24 protein-coding genes are annotated in these 22,073 nt (G+C 64.0%); 16 read left to right on the top strand and 8 right to left on the bottom strand.

The window, feature by feature from the left end:
• Positions 1-3 precede the first annotated feature (3 nt).
• A complete protein-coding gene (gene secA / locus NKG60_RS24825; protein WP_352670357.1) occupies positions 4-2,736 on the bottom strand; it encodes a preprotein translocase subunit SecA in 2,733 nt (910 codons plus the stop codon).
• A gap of 252 nt (positions 2,737-2,988) precedes the next feature.
• On the opposite strand from secA, the gene NKG60_RS24820 reads away from it, so the two are divergent.
• Positions 2,989-3,906 carry a peptidylprolyl isomerase gene (locus NKG60_RS24820; RefSeq protein WP_352670354.1) on the top strand — a complete coding sequence of 306 codons (918 nt, stop codon included), beginning with the start codon at positions 2,989-2,991 and terminating at the stop codon, positions 3,904-3,906.
• Positions 3,907-3,949: 43 nt separating this feature from the next.
• On the opposite strand, the gene NKG60_RS24815 is transcribed toward NKG60_RS24820, so the two are convergent.
• Complete coding sequence (locus NKG60_RS24815; protein WP_352670351.1) at positions 3,950-4,606, bottom strand: TetR/AcrR family transcriptional regulator; 657 nt, start codon at positions 4,604-4,606, stop codon at positions 3,950-3,952.
• Between the two features lie 109 nt (positions 4,607-4,715).
• Here NKG60_RS24815 and NKG60_RS24810 point away from each other — a divergent pair, with 109 nt between their 5' ends.
• A complete protein-coding gene (locus NKG60_RS24810; RefSeq protein ID WP_352670349.1) occupies positions 4,716-4,952 on the top strand; it encodes a putative antibiotic biosynthesis monooxygenase in 237 nt (78 codons plus the stop codon).
• A 3-nt stretch (positions 4,953-4,955) separates the two neighbouring features.
• Here the strand turns inward: NKG60_RS24810 and NKG60_RS24805 are convergent, their stop codons facing one another.
• The gene (locus NKG60_RS24805; protein WP_352670346.1) at positions 4,956-6,182 is read right to left on the bottom strand and encodes a caspase family protein; all 1,227 of its coding nucleotides are present in this window, start codon (positions 6,180-6,182) and stop codon (positions 4,956-4,958) included.
• A gap of 180 nt (positions 6,183-6,362) precedes the next feature.
• Here NKG60_RS24805 and argJ point away from each other — a divergent pair, with 180 nt between their 5' ends.
• From argJ to NKG60_RS24780, 5 genes are all read left to right on the top strand, one after another.
• The gene (argJ, locus tag NKG60_RS24800; protein WP_352670343.1) at positions 6,363-7,604 is read left to right on the top strand and encodes a bifunctional glutamate N-acetyltransferase/amino-acid acetyltransferase ArgJ; all 1,242 of its coding nucleotides are present in this window, start codon (positions 6,363-6,365) and stop codon (positions 7,602-7,604) included.
• Entirely contained in the window at positions 7,604-8,383 is a 780-nt protein-coding gene (locus NKG60_RS24795; RefSeq protein WP_352670340.1) for a GNAT family N-acetyltransferase, read from the top strand. The genes argJ and NKG60_RS24795 overlap by 1 nt, the downstream gene beginning before the upstream one ends.
• Entirely contained in the window at positions 8,380-8,802 is a 423-nt protein-coding gene (locus NKG60_RS24790) for a (deoxy)nucleoside triphosphate pyrophosphohydrolase (RefSeq protein ID WP_352491816.1), read from the top strand. Before NKG60_RS24795 ends, NKG60_RS24790 begins: the two co-directional genes overlap by 4 nt.
• Positions 8,803-8,929: 127 nt before the next feature.
• Entirely contained in the window at positions 8,930-9,235 is a 306-nt protein-coding gene (locus NKG60_RS24785) for a hypothetical protein (RefSeq protein ID WP_352864490.1), read from the top strand.
• A 108-nt stretch (positions 9,236-9,343) separates the two neighbouring features.
• Positions 9,344-9,523 carry a Flp family type IVb pilin gene (locus NKG60_RS24780; protein ID WP_352566909.1) on the top strand — a complete coding sequence of 60 codons (180 nt, stop codon included), beginning with the start codon at positions 9,344-9,346 and terminating at the stop codon, positions 9,521-9,523.
• 50 nt (positions 9,524-9,573) lie between these two features.
• Here NKG60_RS24780 and NKG60_RS24775 read toward each other — a convergent pair whose 3' ends face one another.
• Positions 9,574-10,446 (bottom strand): methyltransferase domain-containing protein, encoded by an 873-nt coding sequence (locus tag NKG60_RS24775; protein ID WP_352864488.1) that lies wholly within the window; start codon positions 10,444-10,446, stop codon positions 9,574-9,576.
• Between the two features lie 54 nt (positions 10,447-10,500).
• Here NKG60_RS24775 and NKG60_RS24770 point away from each other — a divergent pair, with 54 nt between their 5' ends.
• Genes NKG60_RS24770 through NKG60_RS24755 form a run of 4 tightly spaced genes read left to right on the top strand, consistent with a single transcriptional unit; the run spans position 10,501 to position 12,925 of the window.
• Entirely contained in the window at positions 10,501-11,301 is an 801-nt protein-coding gene (locus NKG60_RS24770; protein WP_352864485.1) for a ComF family protein, read from the top strand.
• 37 nt (positions 11,302-11,338) lie between these two features.
• On the top strand, positions 11,339-11,608 hold the full coding sequence (grxC, locus tag NKG60_RS24765; RefSeq protein WP_352670329.1) for a glutaredoxin 3: 270 nt from the start codon (positions 11,339-11,341) through the stop codon (positions 11,606-11,608).
• A gap of 10 nt (positions 11,609-11,618) precedes the next feature.
• Positions 11,619-12,503: a carbon-nitrogen hydrolase family protein gene (locus NKG60_RS24760; protein ID WP_352670326.1), complete on the top strand. Its 885-nt coding sequence runs from the start codon at positions 11,619-11,621 to the stop codon at positions 12,501-12,503.
• Complete coding sequence (locus NKG60_RS24755; RefSeq protein WP_352670323.1) at positions 12,500-12,925, top strand: DUF1178 family protein; 426 nt, start codon at positions 12,500-12,502, stop codon at positions 12,923-12,925. Before NKG60_RS24760 ends, NKG60_RS24755 begins: the two co-directional genes overlap by 4 nt.
• A gap of 113 nt (positions 12,926-13,038) precedes the next feature.
• Here the strand turns inward: NKG60_RS24755 and NKG60_RS24750 are convergent, their stop codons facing one another.
• Entirely contained in the window at positions 13,039-13,839 is an 801-nt protein-coding gene (locus tag NKG60_RS24750) for an SDR family NAD(P)-dependent oxidoreductase (protein ID WP_352670320.1), read from the bottom strand.
• A 158-nt stretch (positions 13,840-13,997) separates the two neighbouring features.
• On the opposite strand from NKG60_RS24750, the gene NKG60_RS24745 reads away from it, so the two are divergent.
• Complete coding sequence (locus NKG60_RS24745) at positions 13,998-15,218, top strand: helix-turn-helix domain-containing protein (RefSeq protein WP_352670317.1); 1,221 nt, start codon at positions 13,998-14,000, stop codon at positions 15,216-15,218.
• 9 nt (positions 15,219-15,227) lie between these two features.
• Positions 15,228-15,881 carry a Vgb family protein gene (locus tag NKG60_RS24740; RefSeq protein WP_352491808.1) on the top strand — a complete coding sequence of 218 codons (654 nt, stop codon included), beginning with the start codon at positions 15,228-15,230 and terminating at the stop codon, positions 15,879-15,881.
• Positions 15,882-15,955: 74 nt separating this feature from the next.
• On the opposite strand, the gene NKG60_RS24735 is transcribed toward NKG60_RS24740, so the two are convergent.
• Both NKG60_RS24735 and NKG60_RS24730 read right to left on the bottom strand, forming a co-directional pair.
• A complete protein-coding gene (locus tag NKG60_RS24735; RefSeq protein WP_352975826.1) occupies positions 15,956-17,449 on the bottom strand; it encodes an FAD-dependent monooxygenase in 1,494 nt (497 codons plus the stop codon).
• Positions 17,450-17,518: 69 nt separating this feature from the next.
• The gene (locus NKG60_RS24730) at positions 17,519-18,004 is read right to left on the bottom strand and encodes a MarR family winged helix-turn-helix transcriptional regulator (protein WP_352864478.1); all 486 of its coding nucleotides are present in this window, start codon (positions 18,002-18,004) and stop codon (positions 17,519-17,521) included.
• A 101-nt stretch (positions 18,005-18,105) separates the two neighbouring features.
• Here NKG60_RS24730 and NKG60_RS24725 point away from each other — a divergent pair, with 101 nt between their 5' ends.
• Complete coding sequence (locus tag NKG60_RS24725) at positions 18,106-18,996, top strand: DMT family transporter (RefSeq protein ID WP_352864476.1); 891 nt, start codon at positions 18,106-18,108, stop codon at positions 18,994-18,996.
• Between the two features lie 19 nt (positions 18,997-19,015).
• Here NKG60_RS24725 and ubiG read toward each other — a convergent pair whose 3' ends face one another.
• On the bottom strand, positions 19,016-19,765 hold the full coding sequence (ubiG, locus tag NKG60_RS24720) for a bifunctional 2-polyprenyl-6-hydroxyphenol methylase/3-demethylubiquinol 3-O-methyltransferase UbiG (protein ID WP_352864474.1): 750 nt from the start codon (positions 19,763-19,765) through the stop codon (positions 19,016-19,018).
• A 213-nt stretch (positions 19,766-19,978) separates the two neighbouring features.
• Here ubiG and NKG60_RS24715 point away from each other — a divergent pair, with 213 nt between their 5' ends.
• Positions 19,979-20,548 (top strand): putative glycolipid-binding domain-containing protein, encoded by a 570-nt coding sequence (locus tag NKG60_RS24715; RefSeq protein ID WP_352864472.1) that lies wholly within the window; start codon positions 19,979-19,981, stop codon positions 20,546-20,548.
• Between the two features lie 197 nt (positions 20,549-20,745).
• Positions 20,746-21,999, top strand: coding sequence for an aspartate kinase (locus NKG60_RS24710; protein ID WP_254816709.1), 1,254 nt, complete (start codon positions 20,746-20,748; stop codon positions 21,997-21,999).
• The last annotated feature ends 74 nt before the right edge of the window (positions 22,000-22,073 follow it).

Raw genomic sequence — 22,073 nt, 5'->3', positions numbered from 1 at the left:
TGCTTACGCAAACGCCCCATGACAATGCTTGTATTTCTTGCCCGACCCGCACGGGCAGGCTTCGTTGCGGCCGACCTTGCCCCAGGTCGCCGGGTTCTTCGGGTCGCGGTCTTCGGGGGCGACGATGGCATTGGTCTCCTGGCGGACCAGCACCGCCGTCTCGCCGCCTTCGAAATCGTCCTCGCCGGTGCTGCCGTCGATATGGCTGCCGAACATGTCGGGGGCTTCCGGCGGCGGCGCTTCCGCCGCCTGGCGGACCAGCTCGACGCGCATCAATTGCGCGGTGACGGCCTGGCGCAGGTTGCCCAGCATCGCTTGGAACAGCTCGAACGCTTCGCCCTTGTACTCCTGCAGCGGATCGCGCTGGGCATAGCCGCGGAAGCCGACGACCGAGCGCAGATGGTCGAGATTGACGATGTGCTCGCGCCACAGATGATCGAGCGTCTGCAGCACCACCGACCGCTCGACATAGGCCATCACGTCGGGGCCGAATCGCTCGGCGCGATCCTTGGCGGCGGCTTCGGCGGCCTGGCTGATGCGCTCGCGGATGTCGTCCTCGGCAATGCCTTCTTCCTTGACCCAGTCCTCGACCGGCAGATCGAGATTGAGGAATTCGGCGATCTCGGCCTTGAGGCCGGCGACGTTCCACTGCTCGGCATAGGCGTTTTCGGGAATGTTCTTGGCGACGATCTCCTCGATGACGCCTTCGCGCATCTCTGTGATGGTCTCGGACAGGCCTTCGCCGTCCATCAGCTCGATGCGCTGCTCGAACACCACCTTGCGCTGGTCGTTGGAGACGTCGTCATATTTCAAGAGGTTCTTGCGGATGTCGAAGTTGCGCGCCTCGACCTTCTTCTGCGCCTTTTCCAAGGCCTTGTTGATCCACGGGTGGATGATCGCCTCGTCTTCCTTGAGGCCGAGCTTCTGCAGCATGCCGTCCATGCGCTCGGAGCCGAAGATGCGCATCAGGTCGTCCTGCAGCGACAGGAAGAATTTCGAGCGGCCGGGGTCGCCTTGTCTTCCTGAACGACCTCTAAGCTGGTTGTCGATGCGGCGCGATTCGTGGCGCTCGGTGGCGAGCACGTAGAGGCCGCCGGCGGCGAGCGCCTTTTCCTTCAGCCGGGCGATGTCGTCGCGGATTTCCTTTTCCCTGGTCTCGCGCTCGGGGCCGGCCGGCATGTCGCCAAGCTCCTCGGCGATGCGCATGTCGGCATTGCCGCCGAGCTGGATGTCGGTGCCGCGGCCGGCCATGTTGGTGGCAATGGTGATGGCGCCGGGTTTGCCGGCCTGGGCGACGATCGCCGCCTCGCGCTCGTGATGGCGGGCGTTCAGCACCTCGAAATCCTTGAAACCTTCCTTGCGCAGGCGCTCGGCCAGTTGCTCGGATTTCTCGATGGAAGTCGTGCCGACCAGCGTCGGCTGGCCCTTGGCGCGGGCTTCCTTGATCTCCTTGACGATCGCCCGGTATTTCTCCTCGACCGTCCGGTAGACCTCGTCGTCTTCGTCGATGCGGATGACCGGCAGGTTGGTCGGGATCTCGGTGACGTCGAGATTGTAGATGTTGGCGAATTCCTCGGCCTCGGTCAGCGCCGTGCCGGTCATGCCGGCGAGCTTCTTGTAGAGGCGGAAATAGTTCTGGAAGGTGACCGAGGCGAGTGTCTGGTTCTCCGGCTGGATCGCCACATGCTCCTTGGCTTCGAGCGCCTGGTGCAGGCCTTCCGAATAGCGGCGGCCTGGCATCATGCGGCCGGTGAACTCGTCGATGATGACGATCTCGCCGTTGCGCACGATGTAGTCCTTGTCCCTCTGGAACAGCCGGTGCGCCTTCAGCGCATTGTTGACGTGGTGGACGATGGCGACGTTCTCGACGTCGTAGAGCGACTCGCCCTTGAGCAGGCCGGCATCGCGCAGCATGTTCTCCAGCTTTTCGGTGCCTTCCTCGGTGAAGATCGAGGTCTTCTGCTTCTCGTCGATCTCGTAGTCCTGCGGCTGCAGCTGGATGATGAAGGTGTCGATGGTGTTGTACATTTCCGAACGATCCTCGAGCGGACCGGAAATGATCAGCGGCGTGCGGGCTTCGTCGACCAGGATGGAATCGACCTCGTCGACGATGGCGTAGCTGTGACCGCGCTGCACCATCTGGGCGCGCTCGTATTTCATGTTGTCGCGCAGATAGTCGAAGCCGAGCTCGTTGTTGGTGGCGTAGGTGACGTCGGCGGCGTAGGCGACGCGGCGCTCCTCGTCGGACAGGCCATGGACGATGACGCCGACCTTAAGGCCGAGGAATTTGTAGACGCGGCCCATCCATTCCGAGTCGCGCGTGGCCAGGTAATCGTTGACGGTGACGACATGGACGCCGTTGCCGGCGAGCGCGTTGAGGTAGACCGGCAGCGTCGCCACCAGCGTCTTGCCTTCGCCGGTGCGCATCTCGGCAATGCCGCCATTGTGCAGCACCATGCCGCCGATCAGCTGCACGTCGAACGGCCGCATGCCGAGCACGCGGCGCGCGGCCTCACGCACGGTGGCGAAGGCCGGCACCAAGAGGTCGTCGAGGCTGGCGCCGTTGGCGATATCCTGGCGGAATTTGTCGGTGCGGGCCTGAAGCTCGGCGTCGGAGAGCGCCCGCATCTCGTTTTCCATGGCATTGATCGCCTCGACGCGCGGCCGGGTCGATTTGACCCGACGATCGTTGGAGGAGCCGAAAACCTTACGGGCGAGACCGCCGAGACTGACCATCCAATGGCCCTTTCGATAGCATTCCAAGTCATTGCGACGGGCGCCGGCCGGCCCCATCAAATCCACGTGAACGCGGACAAACGCAAAAAGCGCCCGGAAAACGGTTCTGGACGCAAAGTCGTTGGACAGATAAGAGGGGGCTCATTCGATGTCAACGCCGCGCTCGCCCTGTCGACCGCGCCAAATTCCGCCACAATCCTGCTGGTCTGGAAGCCATTCCGCTCTAGCTACCCCGCTTTGGAGATAATCGTAATGTCTATATTGTTCCGCCGCGCGTCGCTCGCCAGCCTTGGTCTGGCATTCGGGCTGACGGCCCTCTCGCTGTCGCCGCTGATGGCGCAGGAAGCCGCCCCTGCCCAGCCGGCAGCGCCCGCCCCGGCGGCCAAGCCGGTCGATCCGAACGCCGTGGTCGCCACCATCAACGGCCAGACGCTGACCGAGGCAGACCTTGGGCTTGCCGAGGGCGAGCTGTCGCAGCAGTTCGCGCAGCTTCCGCCCGAGCAGCGCCGCGCCGCGGCACTGTCGGCGGCGATCGAAATCCGCGTCATGGCGGCTCAGGCGGTGACCACCGGCCTCGACAAGGATCCCGACTTCCAGCGCCGCATGGCCTTCCTGCAACAGCGCGCGCTGCATGGCGAAATGGTCGAGAAGGGCGTCGTCGACAAGGTTACCGATGCCGAGGTCCGCGCCCGCTACGACCAGGAAATCGCCAACACGCCGCCCAGCAATGAGGTGCACGCCCGTCACATCCTCGTGAAGACGAAGGAAGAGGCAGACGCCATCATCAAGCAGCTCGACGGCGGCGCCGACTTCCAGAAACTCGCCAACGAGCACACCAGCGATCCGAGCGGCAAGACCAGCGGCGGCGATCTCGGCTGGTTTGGGCCTGGCCAGATGGTGCCGGAGTTCGACAAGGCGGTGTTTGCGCTGGCAGTCGGCAAATACACTGAGCAGCCGGTGCAGTCGCAGTTCGGCTGGCACGTCATCAAGGTCGAGGACAAGCGCACCAAGCAGCCGCCGGCCTTCGACCAGGTCAAGGACCAGGCGCGCCAGGCGGTCATCCGCGACAAGTATTTCGCGCTGGTCAAGTCGCTGCGCGCCAACGCCAAGGTCGAAATCCCCGATGCGAACCTGAAGAAGACGGTCGACGCGCTGGAAAGCGCGAAGTAGGCCAGATTGGGCTACGACAGGGCGCGCTGCCGCCCTGTCGCTTCTATTTGCTAGGGCGAGCGATGATGCGTCGACGCCGCCGCCGGACCGCCGTGGCGTCGCCGGCATCGCCAGCGACTATGCCTTTCAAGATATAGCCGACCGCCCTGCGTAAGATCGCTTCGTCCTCGTCCAGGCGGTCTGTCAGAAGGTGCGCCCAGGCAAACGAGGCGATCAGGTCGGCGACGACCGTGGCATCGACATCGGCTGCCACCTCTCCCCTTGCCTTGGCGCGTTCGACCATCTGGCCGGTATGGACGCGACGCCCTCTTGCGTATTCGGCGAGGGCGGCGGCGGCTTTTTCGTCCGACTGCGCCTCGGCAATCAGCGATCTGAACACGCTGCCCGACGATGTGTCGCGCCAGTGCGCGAACAAGCTCTTCAGGAAGCCGACGAGATCCTGCTCCAGGTTCCCGGTATCGGGATTGTCGACGCGCTTTTGCCGCTGGTAAACGTCGAGCAGCAAGGCGGCCTTGCTTGGCCACCAGCGATAGATCGTCGGCTTTCCGGCGCGTGCGCGGCGCGCCACAGCCTCGATCGAGAAGCCGGAATAGCCGGCTTCGACCAGCACCGCCTCGGCGGCATCGAGAATGGCATCGGCGCTTTCGGGGCTGCGCCGTGCGCCGGCTGACTTGCGCCCGGGATCGGTGGCTTCGCCCATTTCTTTGTCCTTACCCGCGATTTCTGCAGCCATCATATACAACTCTTGACGAAACGAAACGATCCGTTTTATATGTAACGGAACGTTCCGTAACGATAAGGAGAGTTTGATGAACTCGACCGCCGTCACCCGCTTTTCGCGCCTGCGCTTCGCCGTGCTGGTGCTGCTCGGCGTCTATCCACTGATCACTGCCATTCTGTACGTGGTTTTTCCGCTGACGCAGGAATGGCAAATCTGGCAGCGTACGCTGGTCATCGCGCCGCTGATGGTCTCGATCATGATCTGGGGACTGATTCCGGGGGTGCAGCGGGCGTTTCGCGGCTTCATCAACCCAGCGGTCCGCTGATGTTCATTCCAGCGCTTGCGACGTTTCCGACGCAACGCGCCAGGCGCCATCGGCCAGCACGAGTTCCAGCGTCACCCGCGCCCTGCCGGTCAGGCGCTGCGCCGATTTGTCCTTCGGCACATAGTCGTAGCGCATGGCGAAAACCACGTCGGCACGATCCTTGCCGTTCGGCGTCACTTCGAGGCTGCCGGGCTCGAGACCGAACGACCACGACGCCCATTGCGCGAACCAGTCGGTCTTGACCTTGACGATGGCCTCGCTGTCGTAACGCGTGCCGTAGATGGTGGCCGACGAACCATAAAGCCGCTTGACGGTTTCGCGCATTCTCCTGGCATCAGGCGCCAGATAGTCGTCGCGCAGGAATTTTTCGATGGCGCCCTTGTCGCCGACGGAGCGTTCGAGCGCGGCCACCTCGGACGCGGGCGCCGGGCTGACGGCCGGTTTCGGTTGCTGGGCAGTGTCGCCGCCCGGAACGAATTCGAAACGCTCGAGCAGCGACCCCTGCTCCCAGGGACGCTGCGCCTCGCGCGTTGCCGAAACGACGTCGCGGCGCACCGCGATCATCATGTCGTTGATGCTTTGTCCGGGCTCGGCCATGTGCCGCAAAAGTGCGGCCGCAAAGGGCGAGTTGCGCCCCGTCCCGTCCATTGCCACGGCGCCGGGCGCCGTCGAGAAGGCGATGAACGAGCCGCGTGTCGACTCGAACTGGGCAAGGCCGACGAGAGCCGTCGCCGAGCGCGTCGTGGCGCTGAGGCTGAGACTTCGGGCAAACGGGTTGTTGCGGCAGGCATCGAGGAAGACCAGGCTGACCTTGGTCTGCTGCTCCATGATGTCGAGAACCTCGTCGATCGGCACCGCCTCGAGCTGCAGCTTGACCGGCATGTCCAGCCTGGCATCGACCGGCACGATGAAGTTGCGCCCGTCGACCTGCAGGCCATGGCCGGCATAGTAGAACAGCCCGGCACCGGCGCCTTGCAGCGCATCTGAGAATTCGCCGATCTTGCGTTCGAGCTCGCGCTTGCCGAGATCGTTGCCTTCGATCACCTCGAAACCGATGGCGCGCAGCTTGTCGGCGATGTCGAGCGCATCGTTGACGGGATTGGCCAGCGTACCGGCTTCGGCGTAGCTGCCGTTGCCGACCACAAGCGCCACGCGCCGCGCCGTCTGCGCATCGGCGCGCAGCAGCAGAAAACCCAGAAACGCCAGTGCCAAGACCACAAGCCTGCCCATGGGGCAGGATCATAGCGCTATCGGTCGCAGCGACGTCAACAAATTTGCAACAGCCGGCTTGCTGCATGAGGCGGTGTCAGGCTTCCGGCACCCGTAACAGCTGTGAAAACGCCTTGCGCCAGCGCGTGCTATCGGGCAAACCGGCGTTCCTTTCGCGATTTTTCCCGCCCGGGGTCTTCCATGTCCACACAGGTTTCGCCGCTCGCGCCGAAGAAATATCCCAAGATGCCGGTGATCGAGGGCGTGCGCATCGCCACCGCCGAGGCCGGCATAAAATACAAGAACCGCACCGACTTGCTGGCCATGGTGTTCGACGCCGGCACCACCGTCGCCGGCGTGTTCACCAGGTCGAAATGCCCGTCGGCGCCGGTCGATTTCTGCCGGCAGAACCTCGTGGCTGGCAAGGCACGGGTGCTGGTGGTCAATTCCGGCAATGCCAATGCCTTTACCGGCCAGAAGGGCCGCGCCTCGACGGCACTCACGGGCGAGGTGGCGGCGAAGGCGGCCGGCTGCACAGCAGGCGAGGTGTTCCTGGCCTCGACCGGCGTCATCGGCGAACCGCTCGACGCCGGCAAGTTCAGCCATCTGCTGGCCGGGCTGGTCAAGGACGGCAAGCCGGAATTGTGGACCGAAGCCGCCAAGGCGATCATGACCACCGACACCTATCCCAAACTGGCGACCGCGACGGTCAAGCTCGGCGATGCCGACGTCATCATCAACGGTATCGCCAAGGGCGCCGGCATGATCGCGCCCGACATGGCGACGATGCTTTCCTTCATCGCCACCGATGCGCCGATTGCAGCACCCGTGCTGCAGGATCTCTTGTCGCGCGGCACGGCCAAGACCTTCAACGCGGTTACCGTCGACAGTGACACCTCGACCAGCGACACGCTGCTGATGTTCGCCACGGGTGCTGCCGCCAGGCGGGGCGCGCCGGCAATTTCCGATCCCAAGGATGCGCGTCTCGGCGCCTTCCGCCGTGCCCTCGGCAAGGTGCTGAAATCGCTTGCACTGCAGGTGGTGCGCGACGGCGAGGGCGCCCGCAAGCAGGTCGAGGTCACCGTCACCGGGGCCAAATCGGCCCGCTCGGCCAAGCGCATCGCGCTGTCGATCGCCAATTCGCCGCTGGTCAAGACGGCAGTCGCCGGCGAGGACGCCAATTGGGGCCGCGTCGTCATGGCCGTCGGCAAGGCCGGCGAACCGGCCGACCGCGACCTTCTGTCGATCTGGTTCGGCGACAACCGCCTGGCCTATCAGGGCGAGCGCGACGCCGCCTATTCCGAGGAGGCGACTTCGGCGTATATGAAGCGCGACGAGATCCGCATCCGCGCCGATATGGGCATCGGCCGCGGCAAGGCGACGGTGTGGACCTGCGACCTCACCAAGGAATATGTCGCCATCAACGGCGATTATCGGAGCTGATGACGTTGGCTTCCAGACATCCGGCAAGCGTGCTGGCGATCGTGCGCCGCTATGAGGCGGCCGGCTTTCGCGCCTGGCCGGCGGCCGCCGTCCATTATGACGGTACCTGGGTGGTGCGGCTGACGGCCGGCCACCCGGCCAAGCGGCTGAATTCGGTCAATCCGCTCGATCCAGGCGACATCCAGCACATTGCCGAGCGCATCGGCCGCGCCAGCCGCCGCTTCGACGCCTATGGCAGGCCGCTGACCTTTCGCATCTCGCCGCTGTCGGGGCCTGATCTTTCAAAGTACCTCGACAGCGAGGGCTGGAGCACATTCGCCGAATCGCTGGTCATGCGGCTGCCGCTGGCGGACGCCACGCTCGACGACGCCATGGATCAGATTCCGTTGAAGGACATCAGCCGTTTCATCGGCGTCGCGCTCAAGGTGAGCGGTTCGGATGTGTCGCTGCGGCCGGGCCTGTCGGAGATCATCGGCGCCATCCAGCCGGAGGCCGGGCTGTTTGCGCTGGAGGCCGGGAGCGAGCCGCTGGCAACGTTGATCTGCGTGCACGACGGCGACCTTGCCGGCCTGTTCGAGATCGCCACCGACAGATCGGTGCGCAACCAGGGCTATGGCCGCCATCTCATCCGGTCGGCGTTGAAATGGGCGCGGCTGCGCGGGGCGCGGGAAGCCTGGCTGCAGGTCGAGGCGGACAACGCGCCGGCGCTGGCGCTTTACCGTTCGCTCGGATTCGACGAAGTCTATCGCTATCACTATCGCCGGCCATCCGGCGCATGAGCGGCTTGGATACGGTCGGCAAGCGCCTGCTCCTGGTCGCCGCCTGCGCTCTGGTCGATGCCGACGGGCGCGTGCTGTTGGCGCAGCGGCCCGAAGGCAAGCAACTCGCCGGCCTGTGGGAGTTTCCGGGCGGCAAGGTCGAGCCCGGTGAGACGCCGGAACAATGCCTGATCCGCGAATTGTACGAGGAGATCGGCATCGAGACCGACATCCCTTGCCTGGCCCCACTCACCTTCGCCAGCCATTCCTACGATGATTTTCACCTGCTGATGCCGCTGTTCGTCTGCCGTCGCTTCCGCGGCATTGCCCAGCCGAAGGAAGGCCAGGTGCTGAAATGGGTGCGGCCGCGCCAGATGCGCGATTTTCCGATGCCGCCGGCCGACGCCCCGCTGATCCAGTTCCTCATCGATCTGCTGTAACGGCCGACCTCCCGCAAACCAGGAAGCTCCACAACGCGCTGCCAGCAGCGTTAATGAAAGATTTATCTGGCCGTGAAAAATTGACGCAAGGCGGTTACGCCGATTCCACCGCTGGGGAGCGATTTGCATGAGCTTCGACAAGGACTGGGACTCGCCTTGGTCCGACCGCCTTCCTGGCGCCGCCAATGCCGACATGGGAATATTGCGCATCGCCCTCCTGTTCGGCTCGGCCGCAGTGGCTCTGGCCTTGATCGCGACGCCCTACCTCGACAGCCGGACCCGCTCGCAGTTTGCCCGCGACGGCCTTGATACGATGAGCACCGGCTCGATCGGCCAGCGCGATAGCTATACGCTGCGCAAGAGCGTGCTGCAGCCGCTGCCCAGTTCGGTTTGCGTTATACGGGCCGATGGCAGAAGCAGCGGCGACTGCTGACTCCTCAACAGATCTCTAGAATGCAGCTGGTTCACCGCCCATTAAGCCTGTCGCGTTAACCTTTCTTAACGGGTCGGCGCTAGGTTAGGGCAAGAGGGATGGGCGCCCATGAAAATCTTGCTGCAACGATTTTTAGAAGACGAGAGGGGTGCGACGGCTATCGAATATGGTTTGATCGTTGCCGTGCTGTCGCTTGCCATTGTCGCTGGCATTGGCCAGGCTGCCGGCGCCATCCAGTGGTTGTTCAGCGACAACAGCAGCAAGCTTGCCAACGCTTTTGGACAGTGACCCGCTTAGTTTTTGCGTGGGATAGCTTAGCTTTTGCGCAGGGATTCCGCTCAGGGGCCACCGGGGTTTTCCAGGATTGTCTTCAGCGATATTTTTGCGGAGCCCGGCTTCAGCGGCTTTTGCTGAGAGGCATCGGGGGCCCAGCCTGACATCCAGACCACCGAGAAACTCGCCCTGACGCGGCCATCGGCATCCGAAAACCGCTCCGTATAGATTTCGGCGGCGCGCGCGAACAACGCTCGCGTGCCCGGCCGCCTGCTGCGGTCGACAAGCGCGCTGGTCTCGCCCATGGCGCGCAGGTCGGCGATCAGGCCAAATAGCGAATCGTAGCGCACCGTGATCGTCTCGACGTCGGCAACCGGCAGTGCCAGGCCGGCGCGCTGCAGCAGCGCGCCGGCGTCGCGGACGTCGGTGAACGGGATCACACGCGGGCTGGCGCCGCCATAGAGCTCGGTCTCGGCGGCAAGCAGGCTTTCGCGCAGCTCGGAGAGCGTGCCTGTGCCGGCGAAGGCGCCGAGGAAAAGCCCGTCCGGCTTCAACGCTCGGCGGATCTGCACCAGCATGCCTGGAATATCATTCATCGCTTGCAGCGACAGCAGCGAGACTGCTAGGTCGAGGCTTTCCGGCTCGAATGGCACGGTTTCCAACGGCGCCAACAGTCCTGGCTGGCCGCCCAGGAAAGCGGCGTCGGCCTCGACGCGCATGTTTTCCGTCACCTTGCCGCTTTCGGCGAGCACCTCTGCTGCTGCCGGCGTCTGGCAAAACAACGAAGCCGCCTTGCCGAAGCTGCGTTCGACGGCGCCGAGCCGGTCGGCAAGATCCTCGGCCGCCCGCCGCATGAGGAAATCCACGCCGGCGATGGGACGGGCCAGTGCCCGGCGCTTGCGCGCCAGCCAGAGCGAGGTGTCGATTACAGGCTGCAATGGACAGGTCCTTGTGCTTCGCTCTCTGATATAGTGATGCGGAGGACCAACCACGTGGCCGATCCCATGCCAGAGATCAAGCGTATTGCGACCAAGCGCATTGCCAGCAAGGCATTGGGCTGGCCAGCGCGCCTCTTGTTCCCGCCGGTCTGTGCCGGCTGCCGCCGCCATGTCTCGCAGCCCGGCGTGTTGTGCGGCGCCTGCTGGCCGAAACTCAGGTTGCTGGAACGGCCATGGTGCCCGGTGATGGGCACGCCGTTCACCCACAGTATGGGTGAGGGTTTCCTGTCGGCGGAGGCGATAGCCGACCCGCCGCCGTTCGAGCGCGCGCGGGCGGCGGTTGCCTATTCCGGCGTTGCCCGCCAGATGGTGCAAGGGCTGAAGTACCAGGACCGCACCGATCTGGCGCCGTGGATGGCGCGCTGGATGCTTCGCGCCGGTGCCGAGCTCATCGCCGAGGCCGATGTGGTCGTGCCGGTGCCGCTGCACTGGCGGCGTTTCTTCCGGCGGCAGTTCAACCAGTCGGCGGAACTGGCGCGGGCGGTGGCGCAGCTCGGGGAGCGGCCTTTCGCGCCATCAGCTATCAAGCGCGTCAAACTCACGCGCCAGCAAGTCGGGCTTGAGCGGCGGGAACGCGAGGAAAATGTTCGCGCCGCATTTAAAGTGCCTGATGAGGCGGAGATCGAAATCGCCGGCCGCCGGGTGCTGTTGATCGACGATGTCTACACCACCGGCGCCACCGTCCGCGCGGTCGCCAGGGCATTGAAGAAGGGCGGTGCCGGCGCGGTCGACGTACTGACCTTCGCGCGCGTGCTGCCGGGGGACTTTCGGGCCGACGAATCGGCGCCTATATAGCCTATAGGACAGCGGAACGAGGCAGGGTTGCTGACCGATGGTCGATGTGACGATCTACACGCGGATGATGTGCGGCTATTGCACCGCGGCCAAACGGCTGCTCGACAGGAAGGGTGTCGCCTATACCGAGCACGACGCCTCCTTCTCGCCGGAACTGCGCCGGGAAATGATTTCCCGGGCCCACGGCCGCTCCACCTTTCCGCAGATATTTATCGGCGACACGCATGTCGGCGGCTCCGACGATCTCCACGAATTGGAGGCGGAAGGACGGCTGGACGGATTGCTCGCCAACGGCTCGACCAGATAAGGACATGACCATGGGTGCCATCAAGTCGGGGGGTGCTTTCAAGGCGGCGGCGATCCAGATGCGTTCGGGAACCAGCCCGGAGCGCAATGCGGTCGATCTGGAACGGCTGGTGCGCGAGGCGGCAGGTCTTGGCGCGACCTATGTCCAGACCCCGGAAATGACCGGCGCGCTGATCCGCGACAGCCAAGCGCGGGCCGCTTCCTTTACCTCCGAAGACAAGGACATCGTCGTCTCGACGTCGCGGATGCTGGCCAGCGAGCTCGGCATCTTCCTGCATATCGGCTCGACCGCTATTCTGCGCGCCGACGGCAAGCTTGCCAACCGTGCCCTTCTGTTCGGGCCGGACGGCGCCACGATTGCCACCTACGACAAAATTCACATGTTCGACGTCGATCTCGACAATGGCGAGAGCTGGCGCGAATCCGCCGCCTATGAGCCAGGCACCGAGGCCGTCGTCGCCGAAATCGATGGCGCGAAGCTCGGCTTTGCCGTCTGCTACGATCTGCGCTTTCCGCAGCTGTTCCGTGCCGAGGCGCTGGCCGGCGCCGATCTGCTTTCGGTGCCCGCCGCCTTCACCCGCCAGACCGGCGAAGCGCATTGGCATGTGCTGCTCAGGGCGCGCGCCATCGAGAACGGCGCCTACGTGGTTGCCGCCGCGCAAGGCGGAGTGCACGAGGACGGCCGCGAAACCTATGGCCATTCGCTGATCGTCGATCCCTGGGGCCGCATCATCGCCGAGGCTGCCCATGACGAGCCGGCGGTGATCGTCGCCGAGATCGACGCGGCGCAGTCAGTCGCCGCGCGCAAGAAGATACCGAATCTCAAAAACGCACGCGATTTTGCCGTAAACGCCGGTTCGGCGCAGGCAATGCCGCTCAGGGGTGCCGCCTCTTGATCCGCTTTTCCCTGATCTGCGAGCACGAGCACGAATTCGAAGGCTGGTTTCGCAGCAACGACGATTTCGACACGCAGAAGAAGCGTGGCTTCGTCGATTGCCCGACCTGCGGCTCGCACAAGATCGAGAAGGCGCTGATGGCGCCGGCCGTCTCGACCGGGCGCAGCCGAGAAAAGATTGCGCTCGCCATGGGCGAGGCCCAGAAGCAGGCGCTGGCGCAGCTCAAGGCGCTGGCCGAAAAGGTGCGCGAGAACGCCGATTATGTCGGCGACAAATTTGCCGAGGAAGCGCGCAAGATCCATTTTGGCGAGAGCGATCCGCGCGGCATTTATGGCGAGGCGACGCTGGAGGAAGCCAAGAGCCTGGCCGACGACGGCGTCGAGTTCATGCCTATTCCAAGTTTCCCCGACGATCGCAACTGATCCGTCAACCTGCTCCGGACATAGCGAGGCATCTCTTTGCCAGGCAGCGCCGTGAAGGTCGGGCGGCGCCGAGGGGCGGCGATGCTGCCGCCCCTGCAGAGGCGTCTGCAGTTTCAGGCCGAGCAGCAAGGATGGGCCTCGCGGGCAATCGTTTCGCTGCTTCTTTCATACCCACTGTCTGACGGGCTTGCTTCACTGGACGGACTTGCTTCCGCATAGGCTGCAAACTGGCGTTCAAGCGCCTTGACCGCACTGCTGCGCCAGCCCTCCGCCAGGGATTCCGACATGGGATCGGGGAAGATTTCCTCTTCGCCGTTCTCCACTCCGTCCAGGATCGCCCGCGCAACAGACTCCGGAGAGGCCTTCGCGATGTCCAGGCCCCGTGTCATGTCCGTGTCCACCGGGCCGGGAAGGACCCTGTGGACGCTGACACCCCGTCCGGCCAGGAGCGTGCGCAACGACTGCGACAGCGAGAACGAGGCCGCCTTCGAGACTGAGTAGGCCGGACTGAACGGCACTGCGGCAATCGAGGCCAGCGACAGAATGTTGACGATGGCTCCTCGCGACCGGGCCAGCAACGGCAGCAGTGCCTGGGTAACGTCGTACGAGCCGAAGAGGTTGACGGCGAGCTGTTGTTCGAGCACACGACGGTCGCTGAGGTCGTCGAAGGGCGATACGCCGGCGTTGTTGATGAGGATGTCGAGAGCATCGATCTTCTCGACCGCCTCCCGGATCTGCGCAGCGTTGGTCACATCCATGGTCAGGGACGTCACACGCCGGTCCGGGTGGGCCATGGCTTGGCGGGTTGCTGCATAGACGCGCTTTACGCCTCTGCTCAGGGCTTCCTCGACCAGTGCCCGACCGATGCCCCGATTGGCTCCAGTCACCAGGATGGTTGAACCTTCGATCTTCATTGCGTCTCTCCTAGTGCTTATCGTTGCGTTCGAGCTAGTGCACAATCGCGCCGCAACTCAGGTTGGCTACAGTCGCCGTTGTCGATACGACTGGTTGGTGAGATGGACTTAGCGCCGGACGTCGAAGCCATGGGAGTGACAAGTGTGACGGGATTCCGATGGACTCGCTAATCACGGCCGCGGCGCATGCGCTTGCGGCGGGCGATCCGCTCGGCGCCTTGAAGCGGGTTGCGCTGCGCGACGATGCGCCGGCACTGGCGCTGCGCGGCATCGCGATGGCGCAGCTTGGCGACCTGGTTCGGGCGAAGGTTCTCCTCAAGAGGGCGGCGCACGCATTCAGCCCGAGGGAGGCCGTGGCCCGCGCGAGGTGTGTCGTCGCCGAGGCCGAGATCGCGCTCGTCTCGCGCGACCTTACCTGGCCGGCCAAGGCACTCGACGCCGCGCGGGCGACGCTTGAAAAGCATGGCGACCGCGTCAACGCCGCGCATGCGCGCAACCTCGACGTCCGGCGCTTGCTGCTGATTGGCCATCTCGACGAAGCCGAGCGCAGGCTGGACGGCTTCGATCCCTCGCCGCTGCCGCCGGCATCGCGGGCTGCTCACGAGCTGGCTGTCGCCGGCATCGCCATCCGTCGCTTGCGGACCGGCCCTGCGCGCGCCGCCCTTGGCCTGGCGGCGCGGGCGGCGCGCGCGTCCGGCATCGCCGCGCTGATGGCGGAGGTGGAGAGCGCATCGCTGGTGCTGGACACGCCGGCCGCACGCCTTGTTGTGCGTGGCGAGGAACGGCCGATCCTGCTCGACGAAGTCGAAGCCCTCCTGGCGTCGGGGGCGCTCGTGGTGGATGCATGCCGCAATGTCGTGCGGGTCGCAGATACCGTCGTCTCGCTGGCGACCCGCCCGGTGCTGTTCGCGCTGGCCCGTGCGCTGGCCGAAGCCTGGCCGGGGGACGTGGCAAGATCGACGCTTATTGCGCGCGCTTTTCGCGGAAAGGACGCGGACGAATCACATCGCGCACGGTTACGGGTCGAAGCCGGGCGGCTTCGCGCGGAGCTTCGGAGCTTGGCCGATGTGAGCGCGACGAAGCGGGGCTTTGCGCTGGCGCCACGCCGCGCAGGTGAGGTCGTCGTGCTGGCGCCGCCCGTCGAAGAAGAGCATGCCGCAGTGCTCGCCTTCCTCGCCGACGGCGAGTCGTGGTCGAGTTCGGCCCTGGCGATTGCGCTTGGAGCCAGTTCGCGTACCGTGCAGCGGGCGCTCGAGCAGCTTGCCCAGGCCGGCAAGGTGCAGTCGTTCGGCCGCGGCCGGGCGCGTCGCTGGATGACCCCGCCGCTGACGGGTTTCCCGACAATCTTGTTACTCCCCGGCCCACTGCCGGGCTACTAGGATAGAATCATGGAACGATCCGCAGCCGAAATCCTTCGAGAATATGGGCCCTTTCCGGGTGTCGACCACGTGGACGGCGTTACCTTCGACGGTGAGCATGTCTGGTTTGCCTCAGGCGACAGATTGAACGCCTTCGATCCGGCGAGCGGCAAAGTGGTGCGCTCGATCGATGTCGCGGCACACGCCGGAACGGCTTTCGACGGCCAGTACCTCTATCAGATCGCGGAGGATCGCATCCAGAAGATCGATCCGAAGAATGGCCAGGTGCTGGCGTCGATCCCGGCTCCTGGCAACGGCGGTGATTCCGGGCTCGCCTGGGCCGAAGGAACGCTCTGGGTCGGGCAGCACCGGGGCCGAAAGATTCATCAGGTCGATCCCGAGACAGGAGCAATCCTTCGCACCATCGTTTCCAACCGCGTCGTTACCGGGGTCAGCTGGGTCGACGGCGAGCTTTGGCATGGCACCTGGGAGGGTGAGGAGAGCGATGTCCGGCGGATCGATCCTGAAACGGGTAAGGTCCTGGAGAAGCTCGATATGCCGCCGGGAACAGGCGTGTCGGGGCTCGAATCCGATGGCGGCGACCAGTTTTTCTGTGGCGGCGGAAACAGCGGCAAGATCAGAGCTGTTCGTCGGCCCAAACGAGGCTCGGCGGCCAGGATCTGAGTTTTTTGCCGTCGGTACCCGTTTGATTTCGGGACCATTCAACCAGGTCAAGAGCTAACTGGTTTTCGCGGCTTTTAGCCCGGTGGCCCGAACCAGGTGTTCATCGCGTCTTGAAGACCATCCTGCGTCCTGTCGCCTACCCAAGCAACATATCCATCGGGTCGGATTAAAACTGCGGTTGGAGCGGAGACCAAGCCTAGCCCAGGCAACTCCCATGGATCGTCACATTTGGCGTAAACCACCTTAATGCGGTCTGACCACGGCTTGACGTCGAAGCTGCCCGGCGCACCGAGATTCAAGAGCACTGGCCGCGCATTTTGGTGGAGCGCAAATACGCGCATAGGACCATCAGGCGTGGCCAGGTCGAGGTCAGGCATGCGGCGGCCGACCAGCGGATGCCCCTGGCCGAAGTCGTAATGGATACCAAGTCCGGACATCTCGGCAGCGATCCGTTTGCGAGTCTCCTCCATCCCAAGGAGCTCTGATACGATTTCACGCAAGGCTTCAGTGCGATCATCAGTATGTTGCAATGCGACCTGTGCCATTGTCGTTCGCAACACGCGGGCCGCAATCGGATGCCGCTCGATGTGATAAGTGTCGAGCAAGCCTTCAGGCGATGTTCCTTTCACCACTTGGGCCAACTTCCAACCGAGGTTCACCGCATCCTGCACACCGGTATTGAGGCCTTGTCCGCCCACCGGGGAATGCACATGGGCGGCATCGCCCGCTAAGAGAACCCGGCCCTTGCGGTAAGCCGCCGCTTGCCGCGACATGTCGGTGAACCTGGAAATCCAGGTTGGGCTATGGATTCCGTAATCTGTTCCGCATGCGGCGACGAGTGCTTCGCGGAGATCGCGCAGCGTGGGCTCGGTCGTGGCGCCGACACTCTTTTCAGTGACCATGACGCCTATGGGACCTTTATCGGCAAAGACGACCTTGCCGTCACGAATTTCGTACTCTTCCCTGCCAAAGGCGTGGATGCCAAGTGCCGTGCGATGAATACCCAGTGGCGGCTCCTCCGCCATCTCGGCCTCGGCGAGGATGCTGCTGGTCGTCGCATCCCATCCTCGAAACTCAATGCCAGCAGCTTTGCGGACCAGACTGCGGCCTCCATCACACCCGACGAGATAGCTTGCCCGCAGCGACCCACCATCGGACAGTTCGATGGTGACGCCGGCGTCGTCCTGCACGAAACACGTCAATTCACGGCCGCGATAGATCGGCACTGCCAACTCGCTGACCCATCCAGCTAGAATGCGCTCAATGTGTTTCTGCCTCAGCGCCAGCCCGTAGTTGTGGCGGGTCGGAAAATCGCTGATGTCTAAACGCATCGCCGCGAATCCCGTGACTTGGGCTATTTGCCCTTCCGCGAGGAACCGGTCCGCGATGCCGCGCTGATCGAAAACTTCGAGAGTACGTGAGCTCAGACCGCCAGCACGCGAACCGGCAAGCTCTTGGTTCGGGCGGCGTTCGACAATGGCTACGTCGATGCCTGCCAACGCCAACTCGCCTGCCAGGGTTAGGCCCGTCGGACCTCCTCCGGCAATCACGACTGCATGTTCTGTCATCCGCAAACTCCCCCGGCAGTTACGACTCCCAATGCAATGATCGCAGAGTCCTAGTGGTTGCCGTTTGGGCTAGCTCAGGCTCGCTATCAGTTTTTCGAGCAGGCGTGCGAGCATGATCTGCTCCGGGCGCGCTAACCCAGAAAGTATCTGGTGCTCGTTGGCGACGTGAGCGGTAACCGCCTCGTCGATCAGAGCGACGCCCTTCCCGGTCAGTTGCACGACAATGCCACGGCGATCATCGGGATGCGGCCCGCGCTTGATCAGGCCGGATTTCTCGAGCCGATCGAGGCGATTGGTCATCGCGCCCGACGTCACCATTGTCGCCTCGTAGAGAGCCGTCGGTGTCAGCGCGTATGGCGGCCCGGAACGACGCAGCGTCGCCAGCACATCGAATTCTCCGGATTGCAGCCCGTAACTTGCAAACAGCGGCGCCAGCCGCTCTCGCGCGATCAGCGAGGCGGCCTCGTTCAGCCGTCCGAGCACGGCCATCGGCGAGACATCGAGATCCGGCCGCTCCTTTTTCCATTGCTCGATCGCTTTTGCCGCGCGATCCATGTCTCTCACCGTTATGTATCTTGACGTAAAGAATCTTTATATTATCTTACCTCAGCTTGTGGTGTAGGCCAAGGGCCGCGGACGGGCGACGGGACGGTGCGATGAAATTTCTCTGGGACTCGGCGCTTGGCCTTCTGGTCGTCACCGGCGGACTGCTCGGCCTGACGCTGCCGTTCGGCAAGATCGCGACGGCGGCCGCCGTGCCCGCCATGGTCTGGGCCTTCGTCATCTCGCTTGGTGCCGGCGGCGTGCTTTTGTGCGCATTGCTGCTCAACGGCAAGCGCATGCGGCTTACGCCGCACAGACTGCGCTATTTCTTCGTCACCGCGGCCGTCTCCTATGCAATCCCCAATCTGCTGATGTTTTCAGCCATTCCGCATCTGGGTGCCGGCTACAGCGGCATCATGTTCACGCTGTCGCCGGTTGTCACGCTGGTGTTCTCGATGCTGCTCGGCGTCAGGCGCCCGACCATGCTGGGCGTTGTCGGCATTGCCGTCGGTTTCGTCGGCGCAGTCATGGTGGCGGTGACGCGCGGCGAAGCGGGCCAGCCGGCCGAATTTTTCTGGGTGGCGATGGGCCTGCTCATCCCGGTCAGCCTCGCCGCCGGCAATATTTACCGCACCGTCGACTGGCCCGAAGGCACCGGCCCGATCGAGCTTGCCGTCGGCAGTCATCTGGCAGCAGCCTTGATGCTGTTTTCCGGCATTCTGGTCCTGCTGGGCGGCAATGCATTCGGCTCGCTCGGCGGCGTGCCGCTGGTCGCTGCGGCACAGGTGGCATCAGCCTCGGCGATGTTCGCATTCTTCTTCCGGCTGCAAGCGGTCGGCGGCCCGGTCTATCTCAGCCAGATCGGCTATGTCGCGGCGGCGGTCGGGCTGTTTGCCGGGACCCTCTTCCTCGACGAGCGCTATCAATTGCTGACCTGGGCCGGTGCCGTCATCATCACCGCCGGCGTGTTCATCACCACCAAAGCGCAAAGCCAGAAGACATAGGGGCCAGAAGGCGTAAGGTTCAGACGGATGCCTTCTCCGCCAGCACCATGTAGTTGACGTCCATGTCCTTCGAGCGCTGCCAGCGGTCGGCGAGCGGGCTGTAGGTGACCCCGGTGCGGTCGATGACGGTCAGGCCGGCGCCGGCAAGCGCTTTTTCGAGTTCCTCGGGACGCACCAGCTTGCCGAACTGGTGGGTGCCGCGGGGCAGCCAGCGCAGCACATATTCGGCGCCGATGATGGCCAGGCCCAGGGCCTTCAGGGTGCGGTTGATAGTGGCGACGAACATGATGCCGCCAGGCTTGACCATCTCGCCGCATTTGGCCAGGAACAGATCGACATCGGCGACATGCTCGACCACTTCCATGTTGAGGATGACGTCGAATTTTTCGCCGGCGTCGGCCAGATCTTCCGCGGTCGTGGCGCGGTAATCAACGCTCACGCCGACTTCCGCCGCATGCATCTTGGCCACTTCGATGTTGGTGACTGAGGCATCGGCACCGACCACTTCGGCGCCAAGCCGCGCCATCGGCTCGCACAACAGCCCGCCGCCGCAGCCTATGTCGAGGAAGCGCAGGCCTTCGAACGGCCGTGCCGCACGCGGATCGCGGCCGAAGCGGGTCGCCACCTGGTCGCGGATATAGGCAAGCCGGATCGGGTTGAACTTATGCAGCGGGCGGAACTTGCCGTTCGGGTTCCACCATTCGGCGGCAAGGGCGGAAAAGCGTTCCACCTCTCCGGCATCGATCGTCGATCGTCGGGGCTCTGGCATGGTTTGGTCTCCTCGGACGCTAGGAAGTCGGGCGCGAGGCTGCGAATGTCAAGGCGCGAAATTCACCGCCGGCGGCGCGATGCGCGCGATGCCTGCCGGCGCCGTCTTTTGCCGGCTGCATTTGTGTCAGCACGTGTCAGTTGATGGTGTGCCGGAAGGAAACACCTAGGCTTTGGCGAACGAAGCAGAGACATCGGGTTCGGAGGAGTGCGCATGATGCGAGCGGTTGCTTCCATTCTTTGGCGCCGGCTTGACCAGGAAGGCCACGACGCTTGCCTGCTGTCAGAAGCGAGTTCCGGGTGGAACCTGAGGGGACACGCGCTTTTCGTCCAGGACGGCAAGCCGTGCAGCATCGCCTACGAGGTGGACTGCGACGCCGATTGGCATACACGATCGGCGCGCGCCGACGGCTTTTTCGGCACGCAAGAGCTGCATTACAGGATCGATCGGCTGACCGAGCGCCAATGGGCGCTGAACGGCGAGCATCAAGCGGAAGTCGACGGTCTCATCGATGTCGATCTCGGCTTCACGCCCGCCACAAACCTTGTGGCGCTTCGCCGTTTTGCCCTCGATATCGGCATGGCGACGCCCGCCCCGGCAGCCTATCTGACATTTCCCGAACTCAGGCTCGTGCGCCTGGAACAGAGCTATCAGCGCGTCGATGCGGCACATTACGCCTATGCCGCCCCGATGTTCGGCTACAATGAGATGCTGGAGATCTCGCCGCTCGGTTTCGTCCTCGACTATCCGCGCCTGTGGAGAGCCACGGCACAGCTGGGCTGAGGCGCGCGTCATTTTGGCAAGAAGTATGCAAGCCCGATGCTGCGCTGGTGTGTCGCCCGGCCGGCAGCGGCGGCACGCCTTGCGAAACGACTGTCATTTGGCTAAGGAGGCCGCGCATTGAGCGCCCAGCCACAGCTTGGCGCATTTTTCGCTCTTCGGCCTTCGGTCCGGCATCCAGTCAAAGGCATTTCGCTTCCATGGCGCGCATCGTGATGAAATTCGGCGGAACGTCCGTCGCCGACATCGCCCGCATCCGCAATGTGGCGCGTCATGTCAAACGCGAGGTCGATGCCGGCCATGAGGTCGCCGTTGTGGTCTCGGCGATGGCCGGCAAGACCAACGAACTCGTGCAGTGGACGCGCGAAGCCTCGCCGATGCACGATGCGCGCGAATATGACGCCGTCGTCGCGTCCGGCGAGCAGGTCACCGCCGGCTTGCTGGCGATCGCGCTGCAGAATATCGGCGTGCATGCCCGCTCCTGGCAAGGTTGGCAGATCCCGATCAAGACCGACAACGCGCATGGTGCGGCGCGCATTCTCGATATCGACGGCGCGTTCCTGATCAAGCGCTTCGGCGAAGGCCAGGTGGCGGTGGTCGCCGGTTTCCAGGGCATCGGGCCGGACAACCGGATCGCAACGCTCGGCCGCGGCGGTTCTGATACCAGCGCTGTCGCCATCGCGGCGGCGGTCAAGGCCGACCGGTGCGATATCTACACCGACGTCGACGGGGTCTACACGACCGATCCGCGCATCGAGCCCAAGGCGCGGCGGCTGGCCAAGATTTCCTTCGAGGAAATGCTCGAAATGGCCTCGCTCGGGGCCAAGGTCCTGCAGGTGCGCTCGGTCGAGCTTGCCATGGTGCACAGGGTGCGTACCTTTGTGCGGTCGTCCTTCGACGATCCCGATGCACCCGGAATGGGGGATTTGCTCAATCCGCCGGGAACGCTTATTTGCGACGAGGAAGAGATCGTGGAACAGCAGGTCGTCACCGGAATTGCCTATGCCAAGGACGAAGCGCAGATTTCGCTGCGCCGCGTCGGCGACCGTCCGGGCGTCGCCGCCGGCATTTTCGGGCCGCTGGCCGAGGCCAACATCAATGTCGACATGATCGTCCAGAACATTTCCGAGGACGGCAAGTTCACCGACATGACCTTCACCGTGCCGTCCGGCGATGTCGACAAGGCGCTTGCGGTGCTCGAGCGGCTGAAGGCGACGATCGGCTACGATGTGGTGCAATCGGAAGCCGGCATGTCGAAGGTCTCGGTCATCGGCATCGGCATGCGCAGCCATGCTGGCGTCGCCGCCACCGCCTTCAAGGCGCTGGCCGACCGCGCGATCAACATCCGCGCCATCACAACGTCCGAAATCAAGATTTCGATCCTGATCGACGGTCCCTATACGGAACTAGCAGTTCGCACTTTGCATTCCGTGTACGGTCTGGATAAGCAGTAGCAGACTGCATCGGCCCGAAAATCGGAATCGATTTTCGGAAGGCAGGATGCAGCGGATCGAAAGTCTTGGAGCGG

Source organism: Mesorhizobium sp. M1428, assembly GCF_040317515.1.
In the GTDB taxonomy this organism is placed as follows: domain Bacteria; phylum Pseudomonadota; class Alphaproteobacteria; order Rhizobiales; family Rhizobiaceae; genus Mesorhizobium.
Note: the sequence above shows the minus strand (reverse complement) of the source record. Positions and strands in the feature narration are given on the sequence as shown.